The organism is Bradyrhizobium sp. BRP20, assembly GCF_020194215.1.
Lineage (GTDB): Bacteria > Pseudomonadota > Alphaproteobacteria > Rhizobiales > Xanthobacteraceae > Bradyrhizobium > Bradyrhizobium yuanmingense.
In genome coordinates this window covers 1-17,320 of the sequence record NZ_JADYVY010000005.1, presented here as the reverse complement: position 1 = coordinate 17,320, position 17,320 = coordinate 1, and the positions used below count along the sequence as shown (strand labels likewise).

The 17,320-nt window shown below is 63.0% G+C and carries 20 protein-coding genes; 9 read left to right on the top strand and 11 right to left on the bottom strand.

Features of this window, described 5'->3' with window-relative positions; all coding sequences use genetic code 11:
• Positions 1–45 precede the first annotated feature (45 nt).
• The gene (locus I6F33_RS13750) at positions 46–267 is read right to left on the bottom strand and encodes a hypothetical protein (protein ID WP_036007707.1); all 222 of its coding nucleotides are present in this window, start codon (positions 265–267) and stop codon (positions 46–48) included.
• Positions 268–618: 351 nt separating this feature from the next.
• Between I6F33_RS13750 and I6F33_RS13745 the strand changes: the two genes are divergently transcribed.
• A complete protein-coding gene (locus tag I6F33_RS13745; RefSeq protein WP_167361687.1) occupies positions 619–795 on the top strand; it encodes a hypothetical protein in 177 nt (58 codons plus the stop codon).
• A 19-nt stretch (positions 796–814) separates the two neighbouring features.
• On the opposite strand, the gene I6F33_RS13740 is transcribed toward I6F33_RS13745, so the two are convergent.
• From I6F33_RS13740 to I6F33_RS13730, 3 genes are all read right to left on the bottom strand, one after another.
• On the bottom strand, positions 815–2,194 hold the full coding sequence (locus tag I6F33_RS13740) for a VWA domain-containing protein (RefSeq protein WP_036007773.1): 1,380 nt from the start codon (positions 2,192–2,194) through the stop codon (positions 815–817).
• 5 nt (positions 2,195–2,199) lie between these two features.
• On the bottom strand, positions 2,200–3,147 hold the full coding sequence (locus I6F33_RS13735; protein WP_036007771.1) for a MoxR family ATPase: 948 nt from the start codon (positions 3,145–3,147) through the stop codon (positions 2,200–2,202).
• A gap of 146 nt (positions 3,148–3,293) precedes the next feature.
• Complete coding sequence (locus I6F33_RS13730) at positions 3,294–3,494, bottom strand: hypothetical protein (RefSeq protein ID WP_036007702.1); 201 nt, start codon at positions 3,492–3,494, stop codon at positions 3,294–3,296.
• A 223-nt stretch (positions 3,495–3,717) separates the two neighbouring features.
• On the opposite strand from I6F33_RS13730, the gene I6F33_RS13725 reads away from it, so the two are divergent.
• A complete protein-coding gene (locus I6F33_RS13725) occupies positions 3,718–4,692 on the top strand; it encodes a quinone oxidoreductase (protein WP_036007700.1) in 975 nt (324 codons plus the stop codon).
• 164 nt (positions 4,693–4,856) lie between these two features.
• Here the strand turns inward: I6F33_RS13725 and I6F33_RS13720 are convergent, their stop codons facing one another.
• A complete protein-coding gene (locus tag I6F33_RS13720) occupies positions 4,857–5,132 on the bottom strand; it encodes a hypothetical protein (RefSeq protein WP_057028627.1) in 276 nt (91 codons plus the stop codon).
• Between the two features lie 100 nt (positions 5,133–5,232).
• Positions 5,233–5,841 carry a S24 family peptidase gene (locus tag I6F33_RS13715; protein WP_036045323.1) on the bottom strand — a complete coding sequence of 203 codons (609 nt, stop codon included), beginning with the start codon at positions 5,839–5,841 and terminating at the stop codon, positions 5,233–5,235.
• 156 nt (positions 5,842–5,997) lie between these two features.
• Between I6F33_RS13715 and I6F33_RS13710 the strand changes: the two genes are divergently transcribed.
• Together I6F33_RS13710 and I6F33_RS13705 are read left to right on the top strand one after the other, a co-directional pair.
• Positions 5,998–6,534, top strand: a complete 537-nt coding sequence (locus I6F33_RS13710; protein ID WP_225142916.1) for a GcrA family cell cycle regulator — start codon at positions 5,998–6,000, stop codon at positions 6,532–6,534.
• A gap of 45 nt (positions 6,535–6,579) precedes the next feature.
• On the top strand, positions 6,580–7,155 hold the full coding sequence (locus tag I6F33_RS13705) for a hypothetical protein (protein ID WP_225142915.1): 576 nt from the start codon (positions 6,580–6,582) through the stop codon (positions 7,153–7,155).
• Between the two features lie 45 nt (positions 7,156–7,200).
• On the opposite strand, the gene I6F33_RS13700 is transcribed toward I6F33_RS13705, so the two are convergent.
• A complete protein-coding gene (locus I6F33_RS13700; RefSeq protein ID WP_036007687.1) occupies positions 7,201–7,557 on the bottom strand; it encodes a hypothetical protein in 357 nt (118 codons plus the stop codon).
• Positions 7,558–8,127: 570 nt separating this feature from the next.
• On the opposite strand from I6F33_RS13700, the gene I6F33_RS13695 reads away from it, so the two are divergent.
• A complete protein-coding gene (locus tag I6F33_RS13695; protein WP_036007684.1) occupies positions 8,128–8,313 on the top strand; it encodes a hypothetical protein in 186 nt (61 codons plus the stop codon).
• Between the two features lie 133 nt (positions 8,314–8,446).
• Positions 8,447–8,788, top strand: coding sequence for a phasin (locus I6F33_RS13690; protein ID WP_036007681.1), 342 nt, complete (start codon positions 8,447–8,449; stop codon positions 8,786–8,788).
• A gap of 287 nt (positions 8,789–9,075) precedes the next feature.
• Here the strand turns inward: I6F33_RS13690 and I6F33_RS13685 are convergent, their stop codons facing one another.
• Positions 9,076–9,393 (bottom strand): cytochrome c, encoded by a 318-nt coding sequence (locus tag I6F33_RS13685; RefSeq protein ID WP_036007678.1) that lies wholly within the window; start codon positions 9,391–9,393, stop codon positions 9,076–9,078.
• A 301-nt stretch (positions 9,394–9,694) separates the two neighbouring features.
• On the opposite strand from I6F33_RS13685, the gene I6F33_RS38620 reads away from it, so the two are divergent.
• Entirely contained in the window at positions 9,695–9,781 is an 87-nt protein-coding gene (locus I6F33_RS38620) for a hypothetical protein (protein WP_368736791.1), read from the top strand.
• Between the two features lie 143 nt (positions 9,782–9,924).
• Here I6F33_RS38620 and I6F33_RS13680 read toward each other — a convergent pair whose 3' ends face one another.
• Positions 9,925–11,721: a ShlB/FhaC/HecB family hemolysin secretion/activation protein gene (locus tag I6F33_RS13680; RefSeq protein ID WP_225142908.1), complete on the bottom strand. Its 1,797-nt coding sequence runs from the start codon at positions 11,719–11,721 to the stop codon at positions 9,925–9,927.
• A gap of 131 nt (positions 11,722–11,852) precedes the next feature.
• Between I6F33_RS13680 and I6F33_RS13675 the strand changes: the two genes are divergently transcribed.
• Complete coding sequence (locus I6F33_RS13675; RefSeq protein ID WP_225142906.1) at positions 11,853–13,094, top strand: FecR domain-containing protein; 1,242 nt, start codon at positions 11,853–11,855, stop codon at positions 13,092–13,094.
• A 47-nt stretch (positions 13,095–13,141) separates the two neighbouring features.
• On the top strand, positions 13,142–15,883 hold the full coding sequence (locus I6F33_RS13670; RefSeq protein WP_225142903.1) for an EAL domain-containing protein: 2,742 nt from the start codon (positions 13,142–13,144) through the stop codon (positions 15,881–15,883).
• Between the two features lie 543 nt (positions 15,884–16,426).
• Here I6F33_RS13670 and I6F33_RS13665 read toward each other — a convergent pair.
• Together I6F33_RS13665 and I6F33_RS13660 are read right to left on the bottom strand one after the other, a co-directional pair.
• Positions 16,427–16,693 carry a hypothetical protein gene (locus I6F33_RS13665; RefSeq protein ID WP_225111985.1) on the bottom strand — a complete coding sequence of 89 codons (267 nt, stop codon included), beginning with the start codon at positions 16,691–16,693 and terminating at the stop codon, positions 16,427–16,429.
• Positions 16,694–17,126: 433 nt separating this feature from the next.
• Positions 17,127–17,320 (bottom strand): hypothetical protein (locus I6F33_RS13660; protein WP_225142901.1); only part of this gene is annotated, 194 nt, incomplete at its 5' end.

Here is a 17,320-nt window from a genome sequence, read left to right as displayed (position 1 = left end):
TATTTTTCAGGCGATGGCGCAGTTACGCGGCAGCAGGCGATCTCGTCACGCCACGAGATCGAGCAGCCGGCATGAGCCGCGCACCAGCACCTTGCGTCCTGTGGATGTTATCGCAGGCACGCCGTCATTCATGACAACGAGGCCGAGCTTGGCGAGGCTTTCGACGAGATAGGCCTTCGCGAGGCGACCGTTCGACACCGGGTTGCGAAGCGCCTTTAGCGCTTCCCACTGGTCGGTCGATAGATCAAACTCGAAATCGTTGCTCATGGTGCCTCAGCCGATCGTCCGGTTCGCGTGCCCCTGTTAGCGGCGCCGCATGAAGACCATGCGACGACAATGAGTCGGGAATTCGGTCAGCTGTTTAGAACATCTCTTCACAAATTGCGGCACTTCGTTGCGCCACAAGAGTTAACGTCGTTAGTGCACGACTACCGTCACGTTCTCCGATCACTAATTGATGATCCGCACTTGATGTTGCGATGCGAGCTGCCGCAGTGCACGGCAAGCATCACTGTCCTATTTGGCGTCGCGATATGCACAGAAATGATGAGGCGGGAGATTGAGGACTCTGTTACCTTGGCCTGCGGGGAATGGCTTCACACGGCCGGAGTGGAGTGCATGAACAGGCTGGTGGAAATTCGCAGGCAGGAATTCCTTTGCCGAGAGCGCGCGGCGCTCGATTCGAAGCGCCGGCCGTTCTGGCTGGCGCAGGCAGAAGAATGGGAGCAGCGCGCGCTCGACGAAATCGCGCGTCACTTTCGGGAATGCAATCAGGCCGAGCTGAACGCCGCCTGACGGAGGCGGCTGTTATTGCTTATTGATAAGTCGCCACAATATCGGAAACAGCGCGTTCGAGCTGTTGCGCGGTGGCGCATTGGCGCACGACGCTGCAAAAGGTTGCGTAGCGCGGCATCTCGGAATCGCCAAAGCCCCAGGCGAGCCGCCCCTCGGGATTGAGCCAGACCAACCGCTTCGAACGCTCGGAGATCCGGCGCAAAATGTCGGCGCGTGGGTCGAGATTGTTGCTGCGGGCATCGCCGAGCACGATCACCGTGGTCTGCGGCGTCAGCGCGCTCATGAACTCCTTCTCGAAATCGACCAGCGAGGCGCCGTAATCCGACGAGCCGAAACCGACCTTGGACATGATCTCGGACATCGCCTCCTCCGGCGACTTCGTCTCCAGGATCTCGCTGACCTCGATCAGGTGCGAAGAGAAGGCGAAGGAGCGGACGTCGTCGACCACCTCGTGCAGCGAGTGGATCAGCAGCAGGAAGAAGTCCGAGACTTGCGCAACGGAGCCCGAGACGTCGCACAGCGCGACGATCTTCGGCCTGTCGCGATGCTTGCGCTTCCATGCCGTGAGGAAGGGCACGCCGCCCCAGGCTGCGTTGCGGCGGAGCGTGCGGCGAACGTCGAGATGGCCGCGGCGCTGGCGCTTGCGCGGCTTGGAATAGCGCTCGCGCAGCCGGCGTGCGATCTGGCGGATGAGGGCACGCATCTCGGCGACCTGGCGCCGCTCGATGCGGGCAAGCGGCGCGTTGCGCAGGATCTCGTTGCGGAGGTTCTCGGCCTCCTCGCGGGCATAGAGTGCGAGCCCTTGCGAGACCGTATCGCGCACGGCTTCGCGCAAGGCATCGAGCGCGGCGCGCAGGCGCTCGGCCAGCGACGGGTTGGTCGCGGTCAGTTGGTCGAGATCGTCGCGCAGGCGCTGGAGGCCCATGGCGTCGAGGATGCGGCTGGAGAATATGCCGCGCTGGGTGGAGTAGCGGATGTCGGACAGGGAGGCCGCGCCGGAGGCGCTGGCAATCGCGGCAGCGATCGCGTTGCGATCCTGCGACAATAGCATCTGCGCCAAGGGACCCAGGCCCTGGGAAGGCTGACCTTCGCCCGCCTCGCTCGCCGAGCCGGCGGAGGGCGGCTGATCCTCGCCTTGCGCAGCATCGTCTTCGCCGGCAGCCTCAGGCTGCTCCTGTCGCGGCTCCGGCTGGCTGAAGAACAGATCAAAGCAGTCGCCGAGCGCGAGCTTCTCGTCCTGCGACTTGGCGAGCGTCAGCAGCAGCGCATCGCGTAGCACGGCGCGGTCGGAGATGCCGACCTGCGCGACGGCGCGCATCGCATCGATGCTTTCGGCCGGCGAGACGTGAACGCCAGCCCCGCGTGCCGCCCGAAAGAAGCGATGGAGATTTTCGCGCATCGGCGTCAACCGAAGACGTTGGACCGGGCCGCCTTGGCAATGAAGGTCGTCACCTGCGGCGTCGCGGCCTCGATGTCGGCTTCGTATTTCAGGAGCACGTTGAGCGTGTCCTTGACGATCTCAGTATCGAGTTCGGAAGCCTGGAGCAGTACCAGCACACGCGCCCAGTCGATGGTCTCGCTGACCGAGGGCAGCTTCTTCAGATCCAGCGAGCGGATCTCGTGGATGAAGCCGACCATCTGCCGGCGCAGCGTCTGCGAGATGCCGGGCACACGGCTTTCGACGATGCGCTCCTCGAGCCGCTGCTCGGGAAAGCCGATATGCAGATGCAGGCAGCGTCGCTTCAGGGCATCGCCGAGGTCGCGCTCGCTGTTGGAGGTGAGGATCACCGTCGGCGGCGTGATCGCCGAAACGGTTCCGAGCTCGGGGATCGTGACCTGGAAGTCGGACAGGATTTCCAGCAGCAGCGATTCGAATTCGGCGTCCGACTTGTCGATCTCGTCGATCAGGAGCACGCAGCCGCCCGGCTGCTCAAGCGCCTGGAGCAGCGGCCGCGGCTCGACGAATTCCTTGGAGAAGAACACGTCGCCGAAATCGTGGAGCTGGTCGAGCGCGGCATGCAGCGTCTGCGCGCCGCCGAGAACCTCGCCGAGCTTGTCCTTGAGGATCTGCGTGTAGAGAAGCTGCTTGGCGTATTTCCACTCGTAGAGCGCCTTGGCCTCGTCGAGGCCCTCATAGCATTGCAGGCGGATCATCTTCATGCCGCGCCAAGCCGCGATCGCCTTGGCGAGCTCGGTCTTGCCGACGCCCGCGGGGCCCTCGACCAGGATCGGCTTCTCGATCTGCTGCGACAAATAGACGGCAGTCGCGATCTGCCGGCTCGCGATGTAGCCCTGCGCGGCGAGGCCGCTCTCCACTGCCTCGATCGAGGTCGAGGCCTTCTGATCAGCCACGAAAGGGCGCTCCCAAAGGTCTTGCTTGAGGCTTGTTCTGCCTGCGTTCCAGGCAAAGAACAAGCCACGTTTGGGAGACATCTGACCCGCGTGAACGGCGTTTTTCCGCTAAGCGCAAATAGTTGAGCGCTTCGCTGTTGGCGCGATCAGTGCCGCAGCAGCTCCGGCTTGCGGATCGTCTGCCTCAGCTCGGCGCCGCAATCGGCGCATTCATAGACGAAGTCGATCTTGGCTAGGCTCCAATGCGGCTCGACCTCGCGCACATACATCGGCAGGAACCCCATACAGGTAGGGCAATTCACTGGCGCGATTTCGACGTCCTGATGATGCTGAACGTAAGCTGGCATCTCGGCTCTCCTTCGCAGGCGACCATCAAACCCCGCGCAAGGCTACTGCGGGTCGCCGCGGGGCCCTCATCAACTCTTTCGAACGGAGGCGGAACGGCGGCTGTTTGTGGTTCGCTGTGACATTCTTGTTACGGCTTCTATACTGTAACGGGCGGACCAAATGCCTATTTCACAGGCCGATCCGGTGTTCGAACTTTCATTTCAACGATAAAGGAGCACGCCCATGACGCATGCCATTCGCTTTCACAAAACCGGCGGTCCGGAAGTCCTGGTCTGGGAGGAGGTCAGCGTCGGCAAACCTGGGCCCGGCGAGGCGCGCATCCGCCACACCGCGGTCGGCCTCAATTTCGTCGACATCTATAACCGTTCCGGCCTCTATCCGGCGCAACTGCCGAGCGGGCTCGGCAGCGAGGCGGCTGGCGTCGTCGAAGAGGTCGGGCCTGGCGTCAGCGATCTGAAGCCGGGCGATCGCGTCGCTTATGGCGCCTCGCCGCTCGGGGCGTATGCGGAGGCGCGGCTGATCCCCGCCGACCGGCTGTTGAAATTGCCCGACGGCGTCGACGACAAGACGGCGGCGGCGATGATGCTCAAGGGGCTCACCACGCAATATCTGATCCGCCAGACCTATCGGGTGAAAGCCGGCGATACCATCCTGCTGCATGCGGCCGCCGGCGGTGTCGGCCTGATCTTGAGCCAGTGGGCCAAGCATCTCGGCGCGACCGTGATCGGCACCGTCAGCAACGACGAGAAGGCGAAGCTCGCCAAGGCGCATGGCTGCGACCATGTCATCATCTATACAAGGGAAGATTTCGTGAAGCGGGTCGACGAGATCACCGGCGGCAAGAAAGTGCCAGTGGTTTACGACTCCGTCGGCAAGGACACGTTCCTGAAATCGCTGGATTGCCTCGCCCCGCTCGGCGTCGCCGCGCTGTTCGGCCAGTCCTCCGGCGCGGTGGAGCCGCTTAATCTTGGCCTGCTCGCCCAGAAGGGCTCGCTCTACGTCACGCGTCCGACGCTGTTTACCTACGCCGCCAAGCGCGAAAATCTGGTGGCGATGGCGAATGAGCTGTTCGACGTCGTCAAGTCCGGCGCGGTCAAGATCGAGGTGCACCAGACCTACCCGCTAAAGGACGCCGCCAAGGCGCATGCCGATCTTGCGGCACGCAAGACCACGGGATCGACCGTTCTCCTGGTGTAATGCCCAACGGGACGGTGGCGCGAGCTCTAAAGCGCGATGTGATTAGGATGAATCGTCACGTCATCGCGCTTTAGGCTGTTGATTGATCATGATCGTTTCGGAAAACCGCTGCACACTTTGCGCTAACGCGGCCCTTCAGGTCCGGATCATGCTCTAGGCCTGCGTCACGTCCTCTCGTGCTTGCGCAGATCGCGGACGTGATCGAGGCGGATTGCCTGGAGATCGACGTCCTCGGGCTCGATCCGTGGGAGGGCCGCCTCGGCCAGGATGGCCGCGGTGACATCTTCGACCGAGTTCTCCACGATCTCGTGGATGAACGAGACGTTCCGATACTCACCCGAGGCGAGGCGGGAAATGACCTCGCGCCGGGTGATTTCGGGATCGACGACCGCCTCGCGGCCCCGCCGTCCGTAATCGATCATCACGACGAAGTATTGCATGAAACGACCCTGCCGCGCCCCATGGTCGGGACGCGGCACATTATTTCCGAAAATCGGAACTATGTCAAGTGTGATTTCTATTAATCAGAAGCGGCGGCTCTCATTTGCCCTTCTTGCGCGGCCGCGCCGACTTCGCACGCAGCCGCTCAAGCTGTCCCTTGGGCATGGACAGGCAGATCTCCCCGACCCAGTCAAGCTTGACGCCGACGATCGGCTTGGCATTGAAGCTCGTGAGGTTGACCACTGAGGGAGATTTGCCCCGCTCGATGGTCTTCAGATAGCGCTCGCCGGTCTTGAGGCGGACCACTGCCTCTTCGCCGTAGAAGCTCGACAGCGGGTGGCGCTGGTCCTTGTAGACGACGATCACGTCGCCGCTTTCGTATTTGGGCAGCATCGAATCGCCCACGATCTCGAATGCGATCGTCTCTTCCATGATCGGGAAGGGCAACGCGACGTCGCCGAGACCTTCCGGCGGAACCTGTTCGTAGTCCGGCTCGATCACGGCGCCGGCTCCGACGCGCCCCATGATCGGCGCGAGATTGAGCTCGAGATATTCCATGATCGGAATGATCTCCGAGGCCTTCACCAGGCGCTCGCCGCCGAGAATCTCCGAGACCGCGCCGGGCCGCACGCCCATGGCCGCAGCCAGGCCGCCCTTGCTCTTGCCCGTCTTCTCCAGGCCCCGCTCGATCATTGCTACGTCCAACATGGCGATTCCCTCGATTGCGCACCGTCTCGCCTCTTGTAATCCGAAATTCGGAATTGATGCAATTATGAATATCAGAAATACGGCTTGACTCTATATTCGGAATAACGGAATGTGCGTCTCGCCCTCCCGGGTGGAGGCGCATCACAGGACAGCAGCATGGAACCGGGCCATTGGCCGTCGGAGCACTCCGACGCGCTTCGCGACTATTTTCACAAAGGCATGTCTTATGCGGAGATCGGAAGACAGATAAACGCAAGGTTTGGAACGGCTTATACGCGCAGCGCGGTGGTCGGCCGCGCCAAGCGGCTCCGGCTCATCGTGCCGCAATGGATGACGAGCCCGGCGCTCGCGCCGGCCTTGCCGGGTGAACCCAGCCTGCTTTCGCCGCGCCGGGTGGCGTGGCCGAGCCTCAATCTGCCGCCGAAGTCCGCCATGAAGCCTGCGGCGCGGGTGAAGTTGCGCTGTGTCGGCATCCAGCCGCGCCTGATCCAATTGGTCGAGCTCGAGCCGGCCGACTGCCGCTATCCCTATGGCGGCGACAAGGACGGTGAGGAGATCACCTTCTGCGGCCACCCGCGCCAGCCGGGCTCGAGCTATTGCGCGCCGCATGGCCGTCTGACGCGCCGTTCCGAGGCTGCGTCGGCGGCCCGTGCCGCAGGCCCGGTCGTGCTGAAGCTGGTCTCGGCGATCTGACGGTGCCGCCCTCCGTTCAACTCTCAGTCTTGCAAGGAGATCCGAGTGGCTCATGCCCGACGCAACAAGTCCTACAAATTGGCGCAGATCTACGACCGGCGGTCGCGGGAGGTGCCGTTCAACGCCGAGATCGCGGAGGTGGAGGTCGACAATCCGCTCACGCTCGATTCCGGCGAGAAGATCCTGGCGATCCGGTCGGTCCGCGGCGATCCGCTTGGCCGGCTGCACGCGCACCATCAGATCGACGAGGCGCAGTACCGCGGCGGCCGCGCCTTCCAGAACGATTGGGAGCGGGCGGAGCGCGGCCCGCAGGCGGTGGATACGACGCGCGAATATGTCGATGGGACGGGCACGCGTGAGCCCGTCACCGAAAGCCAGCGCCAGGCGGTGCTGCGGCTCAACAGGATCGAACGAGAGCTCGGCACCGACGGCGCCGCGCTGGTGCACGACGTGCTGGTGCTGGGTCTGACCATGGATCAGGTTGGGCAGCGTCGTGCCGTCCGCACGCAACGCTGGAACGATTACTTCGCGCGGCGTTTTCGCGAATGCCTGGACCGGCTGGCGCTGATCTACGGCTTCGCGACGGAGACGGGAACGGCGCGCGGGGGCCGACGTGGATGATTGCGGAGCGTCGGCGGTCTCGGCCGCCGGCGCTCCGCCCATTGCTTACGGGTGAGGGACGATCTGGTAAGGCGTGGTGTAGGGCTCGACGCGCAGCGAGGCATGGGCCAGCAGCCCGATCTTGGCTGTCGGTGCCTGCTGTAATTCGCCGTTGGGGCCACGATGCACGTTGTATTGCCAGACGGTGAGATCGCCCTTCTGTGCCAGCGCGTGTGCAACGGCGCTCGCATCATTGCCGCCGAGCGCCTGAAGCTCCTGCGCCGACAGTCCGACGACGATTTCGTCCTTGACGGTGACGATCTTGAACAGGTTCATCTTGGTCTCCTGCGCCCATGCGCCTTGTGTCGAGAGGGTGAGAAGCGCGATTGCGGCGCCCTTGATGAGATCGCAGCGAGAAAGCATGCCGTCGTCCTTTTGGTGCTGAGGCGCGCCCAAATCGAAGAGTTTTCAGCCATGGCGCCCGTGTCTGCGTGGCCGTGCCGCAACGGCTTGGTCGCTCGCGCGTGGACGGCGGTTCACGGTGGACCGGCCGCGAGATCGACTTTCACGCGCTTAATGCAACCGCCGGGACGGATTCAACAAATGCGTGTATCTTGCTGAAGAATCGCCAATTCGTGCGCGCTAACGTGCATTTGACATCGGAAACACGACGAAACCCCGTGTTGATTGACAGCAAGAGGGGCTGTGCGCGTGATTGATGACGCTTCTTGACGCAGGTGGGTGACGGCGATCGATATTCCTGTTATCCGGAAAACGCTGTGGCGCGATGCAGACCAAGCATCGCTATACCCACGGTTGGGCTTGCCGGATGGGTTGTTGCTTGGCATAGTTGCAACCAAATGGAAGCCGTCGTTTGGACGCGGTTCAGCCTGCAACCCGGCGGGTCCCTTCGGCCGAACGTTCGTCGCCATAGTTCTGTTGCGGCGTTCGGTTCTCGAGCGGATCACGACCGATGCTTGTCATAGGTGCGAGATGAAAAACCTCAATTTCGCGGCTGAGCTGCATCTCAAGCTCGGTGTGCCTGCAGGCAGCACCGTGGAAAGTCTGCGTCTGCTCCGGGCCTTCCTGAAGCTCGCGCCGCGACAGCGCTTCGAGGTGATCAAGCTGGTCGAAGATCTCGCCACCGACGAAGCTCTTCCCGAGCACCCCTTATCCTAGAGCCCGGCCGCGCGCCCATCCTGCCCATTTTCCTGCCAGAGCAGGCTCCCCGGCATCGTTCGCCGGAGCGCTGGCGGCTGGATGGCGGTCAGGCAAATGTGGTATTCAGACGGAAAAAGGGAGGAGTGAGACCATGATCGAACCGAAAATCGAAGTTCCGGCCGAACTGCGTGATTTGGCCGAGAAGACCATCGACCAGGCCGAAAAGGCCTTCGGCATGTTCTTTGAAGCGGCGACCAAATCGATGTCGTCCGTTCCGGGGGCGGGGACAGAGGTGTCGAAGCAGGCGTTGGCTTTCACGGAGCAGAACATGAAGTCGGCCTTCGAGCATGCGCGCAAGCTGGTGCATGCCACCGACCTCCAGGAGGCGATGCGAATCCAATCCGATTTCCTCCGCAGTCAGTTCACCAGCGCCGGAGATCACATGCGTCAGATGACCGGCAGTCTCATGCAACCCGGCAAGGGCAAGTCCTGATTTTCGGTCTGTGTACAGCGTGCCCACAAATTGATCTTGTATGACTTGAAGATCCGCGCTTCGATACCGGTGCAGGTCCATGATGGGCCACCGAATGATCTCATTCGCCGTCTGTCATCCTTTCTGCTGATCCCTGCCGGTCCACCGGCAGGGATTTGCATTTGCAGCCTTCGTGCAGCCCGGCGTGACCATCCGGGATGAAGCTCAGACTATTGCTGAAGTATGACCTTCGGAAAAGCGCGCCGCTCGGTTTGCGCGAGCGCGGCCTTCGGCGGCCGATCAGGCATCTAACGCAGCGATGCGATGTAGGCCGCGATATCGCCGGCTTCGGTTCGGCTCAGGGGAAAATTCGGCATCTTCGGGTGCGGATCGAGCAGGAAGAATGCGAGCCTTTCCGCACTGAAATCCGGCCTGCGCGCGACGGACGCAAAGGAAGGGACGTCGGCGCTCGCCTGAGCCTGTCCGTTCGCCACGACATGGCAGCTCGCGCACCAGCGCCTGGCGAGTTCGGCGCCGTGACCGGCATCAGCACCGAGAGCGGACGACGAGCCGAAGCCAGAGACGAGGCCAAGCAGCAGGAAAATCCGTCTCACATGTCGGAGCATAGGGCAATCTTTCTGCATTCGCTTGCGGCTGCCGCGCTCATCCGCAGCAGGATCCTGGAAATTGCGAGAGATCGATGCGAGCGACGATCGAGCGCAGCAGCCTGCGGGTCGAACGATAGAGATGCCGCATGAATGCCGGCACTCTCGCCGCGGGCAGGCCCTTCGGAACAAGGCTTTTCGTACCAAGACTTCCGGTATAGTGCGACACGTGTCTCTCCGACAGCATGTGGTTTCTTAGCGTGCCGTGTCGGAGCCGCCTTGATCTGCCGCAAAGCGTCCCGGCCAATAGTCGCCCGGGTTCATGATCATTGGGCTCTTCGTATCCGCAGGCGTGAGCGCGCTGCTGGCGCTGTCACGCAGGAAGCGGTCGAGCGTCTCCTCACGATGAGGCTCATCAGCGTCTGTGCCCGTGGAAACTCCGGCCGCGCACTCCGGCCTCATTCTGAGGAGCCCGCCTCAAGCGGGAGTCTCGAAGGATGGCCGCGGGGAAAAGCTGTCAGGATGCGACATCCCGCCCGAAGGACCGGGCGGCTAGAGACAGCTCGCCCGGCCGCGTTCGGGGCAGAGCCGGAACGCGCTCGACAGCGTGAAAAGAAAGCGTGGGCTGCGACGCTCGTTGTCCGGCGCCCGGTAGCTTAAGGGGACGGCGACGCCGAAATCGGCCTGGAGGTCGTCCGGCAGGAAGAAGCGCACACCGGCTCCGGCCGATGTCAGCGACAGCCCGTCGCTCAGGCGATAACCGTGGTTCCAGACTGCGCCAGCGTCGCCAAAGGCATAGAGCTGGTAGCCGGTCCAATAGCGGAAATTGAGCTTCTGGTCGAAGCGCAGCTCGAGCGAGCCGGCAAGGCCGTTGTCGCCGCTGATCTCGGCTGCGCCATAGCCACGGCCGAAGGCCGCGCCGCCGAGATAGAATTGTTGCGAAGTGAACAGCGGGCGCGACGCCGTCTGGCTCGCGGCAGCGAGCTTGAGCGACCAGACATCGTTGAGTGTCTGGTAGCGCGTGAACCAGAGGTTCAGGACCGAGAAGTTCGAGGAGGCTCCGTCGCGTGACAACAGATCGTCCTCGAAATGCGAGGCGCCAAAAACGTCGAGCCCCTGACGGTAGGTCAGAGTCGCAAAATTGGTGCCGCCAAAAGGATCCAACAGCCGGTAGTCGGCGGTCAGGCTCGCCGTCCTGATGTGGTCGTTGTACCAGGGCCCGTAAAGGTCATGCTCGGACACATTGCTGAAGGTCGTGGCGGCGGTCAGCGTGAGCGTGGAGGATTGCGACTGCAACGGGACCATGCTGGCACGCAGCTCGAACGCGTGGGTCGTGGTGATGTCGCTATCGAGCCGGCGCATATCGCCCGGCCTTACCGCGCTGTACAGCACGGAAGCACCCAGGCGGACACCGTCGACGCCGACGGGCGCATCGTACGACAGCCGTGCGAAGCCGAGCTGGCGGGGGTCGTTGGCAATGGTCGACAGGTTGACCGCCAATGCATCGCCGGGCGCGAGGTAGGAGTTGAACGCGCCGGTGGCGTAGGTCTGCCAGGGACCGACCGACGAGGATCCGAGATTGTCGAGGCCGAACGAGGTGAAGACGTGCCAGGTTTTCAAGTAGATGGTCAGGCGGAAGCGGCCCGTCGTACCGCCGATCTCCTCCAGCGCAGTGTCGGTGATCCGGACGCCCGGCCTGCCATTGATCAGGAAGAGCTGGCGTTCGAGCGTTGCCAGTCGCGAAGGCTGTTCGGTCAGAACCGACGCCAGCATCGGCCTTACGCCGAACTGTTCGGCACCGTCGCCCTTCAACTCGGCCTGCACGATCGCACCTTCCAGGACCTGAATCCGGACACGGCCGTCGGCGATGTCTTGTGGTGGCACGATGGCGCGGCTCAGATGAAAGCCGGCTTCGCGGTAGAGGTCGCTGATGGCGCCTGCGATCGCGGCCAGATCCGCCTGCGAGACCTTCCGGCCGAGATAAGGCTGGTAGACAGCGGCGATGCGATCAGGGGAAACCGCATGGGCGCCGCTGACGCTGACGCCGCGCAGCACGAATTGCGGCTTGGTATCGCCGCCCGTCGTGGGCTGTCCGACGCTCGGCAACCGAACCGGCGGCCGACCGAGCGATTCCTGCTCGGTCTGGTTATCAAAATATTTCTCGGGCTGGCGCGGATCGAAGCCCGGCTGGTTCGCCTGTTGAGCGAGTGCCGCTGGAGTCGCCGCGAAAATTACTGCCGCCGATACCAATGCGGTAAGGAGATGCCGCTTCTCACCGCGCGCGGCGACTTTGTCTCCGTAGTTCGACGGAGGATCTGCCAAGGGGCGGTAAGGGTTCGTTAGCCGCATGATTTTTCATAGGTTTTTATGGTCAACGATTGGTTAATCCGGCCGCTCCGCTGGCCGCTTTCCGATAATCCTATCTTGAGTGATTTCGGATACCCCTCAGGCTTGGCTGTAAACGCGGGCTGAGGATCATCATGTTCGGCAGAGTTGGAATGCGGCGCGCCCTGGCGGCGGCGCTGATCCTGGGATCGGCCTCCAGCGCATTCGCGGCGGACGACGGTGTGTGGTCGGTCAGCAAATCCTCGGGCGAGGTCTGGCTTGCCACGAGCGGCGCCCAGCAGGTGTCGTTGACGTCAGAAGGAACGCTGAAACCTGGCGATACCATTCGCACCGGTCGCAACGGGCGCGTCCTCCTCGTCCGCGGCGAGGAAACGATCCTGATCTCTCCCAATTCGGTGGTGGGCCTGCCGGCCGAGAAGAAGGACGGCCTGTCGACCACCATCATCCAGCAGGCGGGTTCGATCCTGCTCGAGGTCGAGAAGCGCAACGTCAAGCATTTCGAGGTCGAGACGCCCTATCTCGCCGCCGTGGTCAAGGGAACGCAGTTCAGCGTCACGGTCGGTGCCGGTAGCACCAAGGTCGGCGTGCTCCGCGGCCAGGTCGAAGTCTCCGATTTCAAGACGGGACAGATTGCGCAAGTGATGCCCGGACAAGCGGCCACCGTGTTCGAACACGGCAAGCCCGGTCTCAGCCTCAGCGGTGCGGGGACGCTCAATCCGATCGAGCAGGGCAAGCCCCGCGCACCCACGATCGAGCGTGTCCCAGTGCCGAAGTCGGGCCTGTCGGCGCCGCGCCATGCGGCCAATGGCCATGCCATCCATGCGCTCGGCCCCATCGACAAGGGAAGCAAGGCGGCCGGCGCACCCAAGGCCTCGGGGCAGGCGGCCGGGGGGCATGCCCCCAAGGCAGGAGCCGTGCGCATTTCGGCCGCGCTGGGAGAGGTCAAGCTGAACGTCCACAAGGCGACGCGCGGCCTTGCGCACGGCGGCGTTCCGCCGGGGCAGGCACGTAACGCGAATGCCAGGGGCGACAGTCAGACGATCTGGAACGATGGCAAGACGAGCCCGGCTGCATCCAACGGCGCGGCAAGCAGCGGTGCCGCCAGCGCGAACGCCACGATCGCCGCAACGACGGCCGGCGCATCCAGCGATGCCCCGCGAGCAAACAACGGAAAGGACGGTGGCAACGGTAATTCGGGTAACAACAACGGCAACGGCGGCAACAGCGGCAACGGCGGCAATCCAAACAATAGCGGTAACGGCGGCAGCAACGGTCACGGTAACAGCAGCCATGCCGACAACGGCGCCACCGGCAATGGCAGAGGCAACAACGGCCACGGCCATGGAAATGGCAGCAATGGGCACGGCAGACGCTGAACTCTAGGTGGACGCGTCCGTCGGGGCGGGTGTGGGGGGAGGCTCTGGTGAAACGCTATCGGCCGCATGTTCTTGTCGTGATCGCGCTCGCGGTGGTGTTGTCCACGGGCTGGCACGCTGCGCTTCGCAATGCGCTCACCGATTTTCGATTCAAGTGGCAAACGCGTGCGGCCACCGGCGACATCGTCGTGGTTGGTATCGATGCGCCGTCGATCGACCAGATCGGGGTGTGGCCCTGGCCGCGGCGTCTCCATGCCGAAATGCTGCAAAGGCTGGAAGCGGCAGGCGCGCAGGAGGTTGCCTTCGATGTCGATTTCAGCACGCCGTCGGATCCCGCCTCCGACGCGGCCTTCGCCAAGGCATTGCGAGACGCCGGCGGTTCGACGATCCTGCCATCCTTCAAGCAGCCGACACCGAGGGGCGGCCCGGCCCATGTCAACCGGCCGCTGAAGTCGTTCAGCAACCAGTCGTGGCCGGCTCTCGTCAATGTCGCAATCGAATCCGACGGGCTGGTTCGCCGCTATCCGTTCGGCGAGAAGCTCGGCGATGCTTTCATGCCTTCGATGGCCGTCGTGCTGGCGGGACAGGACGCCAATCGGCGACCGCCCTTTCTGATCGATTTCAGCATTCGCGCACCCTCCATTCCCGCCGTCTCCTATGTCGACGTGCTGCGCGGCGATAGCGCCACGCTCGACAAGCTGAAAGGCAAGAAGGTCATCATTGGCGCCACGGCGCTCGAGCTCGGCGACCGTTTCAGCGTTCCCAACGGCAGTATCATCTCGGGGCCGGTCCTCCAGGCGCTCGCCGCTGAATCGATCCTTCAGAACCGGACCCTGCGCTGGACCTCCGATGTCGGCATGGTGGTCGGACTGGGCGCAATCTGCCTGCTGATGCTGTATTCGTGGCGCCGTATCGCGCCAGGACTTCGCGTCGCAATCCTGATCGCAGCCGGGGCGGTGGTCGAACTGGCCGCAATCCTTGTGCAGGCAAGATGGCCCCTGGTCATCGATACGTCGCTGTTCCACATCGCCATCGTCGCTTACCTGACCGCGATTGCGCTCGACGAAATCGACTTCCGCAGCCTGCTCGGACGCATCGCCGAGAGCCGCTTTCATCGCATCGCGATGTCGCTCGGCGACGGGCTGGTCTGCACCGACGAGGATCACCGCATCACGGTCTGGAATCCCGGCGCCAGCGCGATCTTCGGCTACATGCCGGCCGAGATCATCGGCCGCCCGTTCGAAACGCTGTGCGCTTTGCCGGCACACGCCGGTGCAAGACCGTCCATGCACGACGCCGCGCGCCAGGCGCTCCTGGTTCCGGGCGGCGCCGTCGTCGTCGAGTTCGAAGGCCGGCGCAAGAGCGGGGAAACCTTCCCGGTCGAGGCGAGCTTCTCGGGCTGGCAGGGAACGGACGGCTTTCAATATGGTGCCATCCTGCGCGATATCTCCGTGCGCAAACGTGAAGCCGAACGCATTCGATATCTCGCCGAACATGACGCGCTGACGGGGCTGGCCAACCGGAACATGCTGCATGTGGGCCTGACCGATCTGATCGCCGCGGCGGAGCGACGGTCTTCGAGCGTCGCGTTGCTCGTGCTCGGGCTCGACGGCTTCCAAGAGATCAACAACATGCTAGGGCACTCCGCCGGCGATCTGGTGCTGCGCGCGGCCGCCGAGCGGCTGCGGAGCGAGGTCGGTGGCAAGGCGATCGTCGCCCGGCTCAGCGGCGACGAATTTGCCATCGCGATCGATTGCGCAGAGATCACCGAGCCGGTCGCGGCGGTGACCGAGCGAATCGCGCGCGCGTTCGAAGCCCCTCTCGCAACCGGCACGCGCCAGCACCGGGTCAAGACCAGCGTTGGCGTCGCCGTCTATCCTGAAGGCGGGAGCAACGCCGATGATCTCCTGAGCAACGGCCATCTCGCGCTGACGAAAGCCAAGGCGACCAGGCGCGGCGGCCACGTCGTATTCGAAGCCGCGATCCGGCAGGAGCTCGAGAACCGCTTGAGGCTGGAGGGCGAGCTGGCGCTTGCCGCCGATCGCAGCGAATTCGAGCTGTTCTACCAGCCGCAAGTTCGTCTGATCGACGGCAGCCTGGTCGGAGCCGAAGCGCTGATCCGCTGGCGGCATCCGGTGCGCGGCTACGTCTCGCCGGCCGAATTCATGCCTGTTGTCAACACCTCTGCGCTGTCGGAGCGGATCGCGAACTGGGTGATGGAGACCGCCTGCCGCCAGGCGCGGGCTTGGGAATTGTCCGGCAACGACGTGCGCGTCGCGATCAACCTCTCTCCCTCGCAGCTTCAGTCCGGCGACCTCGCGCATTCCGTTGCAGCGCTGCTCGAAGAGACCGGGCTGACGCCGTCGCTGCTCGAGATCGAAGTCACCGAAGACATCCTGCTGCATGACGAGCGCCGCGTGCTCGAAATGTTCAAGCGAATTCAGGAGCTCGGCGTCCGAATCCTGTTCGATGATTTCGGCACCGGTTATGCGAGCCTGAGCTATCTGAAGAAATTTCCGCTCGACGGCCTCAAGATCGACCGGTCGTTCGTCTTCGGTCTTCTGTCGAATTCCGACGACGCCGCCATCGTCGGTTCGACCATCGGCCTCAGCAAGCAGCTGGGTCTCACCGTCGTGGCCGAAGGCATCGAGAACCGCGCAACGGCCGACTTCCTGGTCAGCATGGGATGCGAGGAAGGGCAGGGCTATTTCTTCGGCCGTCCGATGCCCGCCGAGGCATTCGAAAAGCAGTTCTTGGCGGCTGAGCTCGCCGCCGTCAGCGCGGCCTGAGCGGGCGGCGTTCGCTTGACACCAGCACTCCTAGGAGGCTCGTTGTTTTGGCGAGCGGTGTCCCGGGGGGCAACATCGACCTGGCATTCGGCTTCCAAGTGACGATGCGCATCCTTGCTTTCTGCGAGGTCGCAGCGCGATCTCAGCGCGGGAATGCGCCACGGGGATTGGCCGGCCATTGTCTGCTTTCGAAAGCTGAGCGGAAAGGCATCTTGAAGCTGCTCACGGCAGCTTTTGACCCAAAGCGGCCCACCACCATCTAGTCAGGGGGCGGGTGCAGTTCATGCCATTTTGCGCGAGCGGTTTCCGCTGATCCGCCGCGCCGTATTTCATCCTCTCTGAAACCTCTCCAATACCGGTAGGTGCAATATAGCCCGCACAGCCAAAGGAAGGCGAAAAACAGAACAAGGGCACTAAGGAAGCTTTTCACAAGCTCGATTGGATCGAGAATCTTCAGCAAGAAAATCAAGGCGAGACATGCAACTCCAGCAAGCGTAAAGCCGCGCACTCGAAACCGCCAAATTCGGACTTCCTCTGAAGCAGTCATCGCTCTTCCTGCAGGGTACGTACGCTCTCGCGCCTAATGGCCCTGCGGCTTTCGTGTTCCATCCGGGGACGGTTGAGATGTCTCGTGAGCCGCCCTTCTGCGCCCCATCCGCGCCGCCTCGCGATCGGGGCGAACAGCAGGCAGGCCAGATTCAAGGCAATCAGCGCGATCAGTAGATAGAGGCCGTAAAACACGAAAATGCAGGACGCGCCCCCGACGATAAGGAAGAGGAGAACGGTGGGCGGGATTTTGATGCGAAACATGCTCACCATGGTAACACAAAGCCGCCTAGGCTCGCGCCGCTATACGAACAAGGTTTGCATACCTTTAAGGCGCGTCTGCCCGTGCCTAACGTGAGCCAAAGCGTCTGAAGATAGGTAAAAGCTTGCGATATGCGCTCAAAGAGGTTGGCCGTCGGACGACTAACAATTTCTCCATCGCTTTAAGGTTGAGGAAATCAACGCGCGCTATTGGTTCGCCAGCGCCCTCGAGATGGCGGCGATTGCGCCAGGGATCCCGTCGAATGTACTTGCTCACCGCTTGTCTGATTGTGTTGGCCTTGACTGCCTTGGTGGCATCTCGCCGTGCCAGGCGTCTGCCACGGACCCATCGGGGGCGGTTCGCAGCGATCTGGCCTGTTGTTTGCTCGGGAATTTGTGCGCTGGGACTACTCGCAATTTGGCGTGCCCAAGGTGTTCAGGACGTCGAGCCCTCTTTGTTGACCTGCCTCCTTATGCTTGTTGTCGCCTTCAATGCCGGGTGGTGAACCTCCTCCGAATTGATGGACACCTGTAGTAGGCTCGAAGAGCCAGGAGGTGTCGGATGGAAGGACGTCAACGTCGGTCGTTTACGGATGACTACAAGCGGCAAGCGGTTGATCTCGTAGTGTC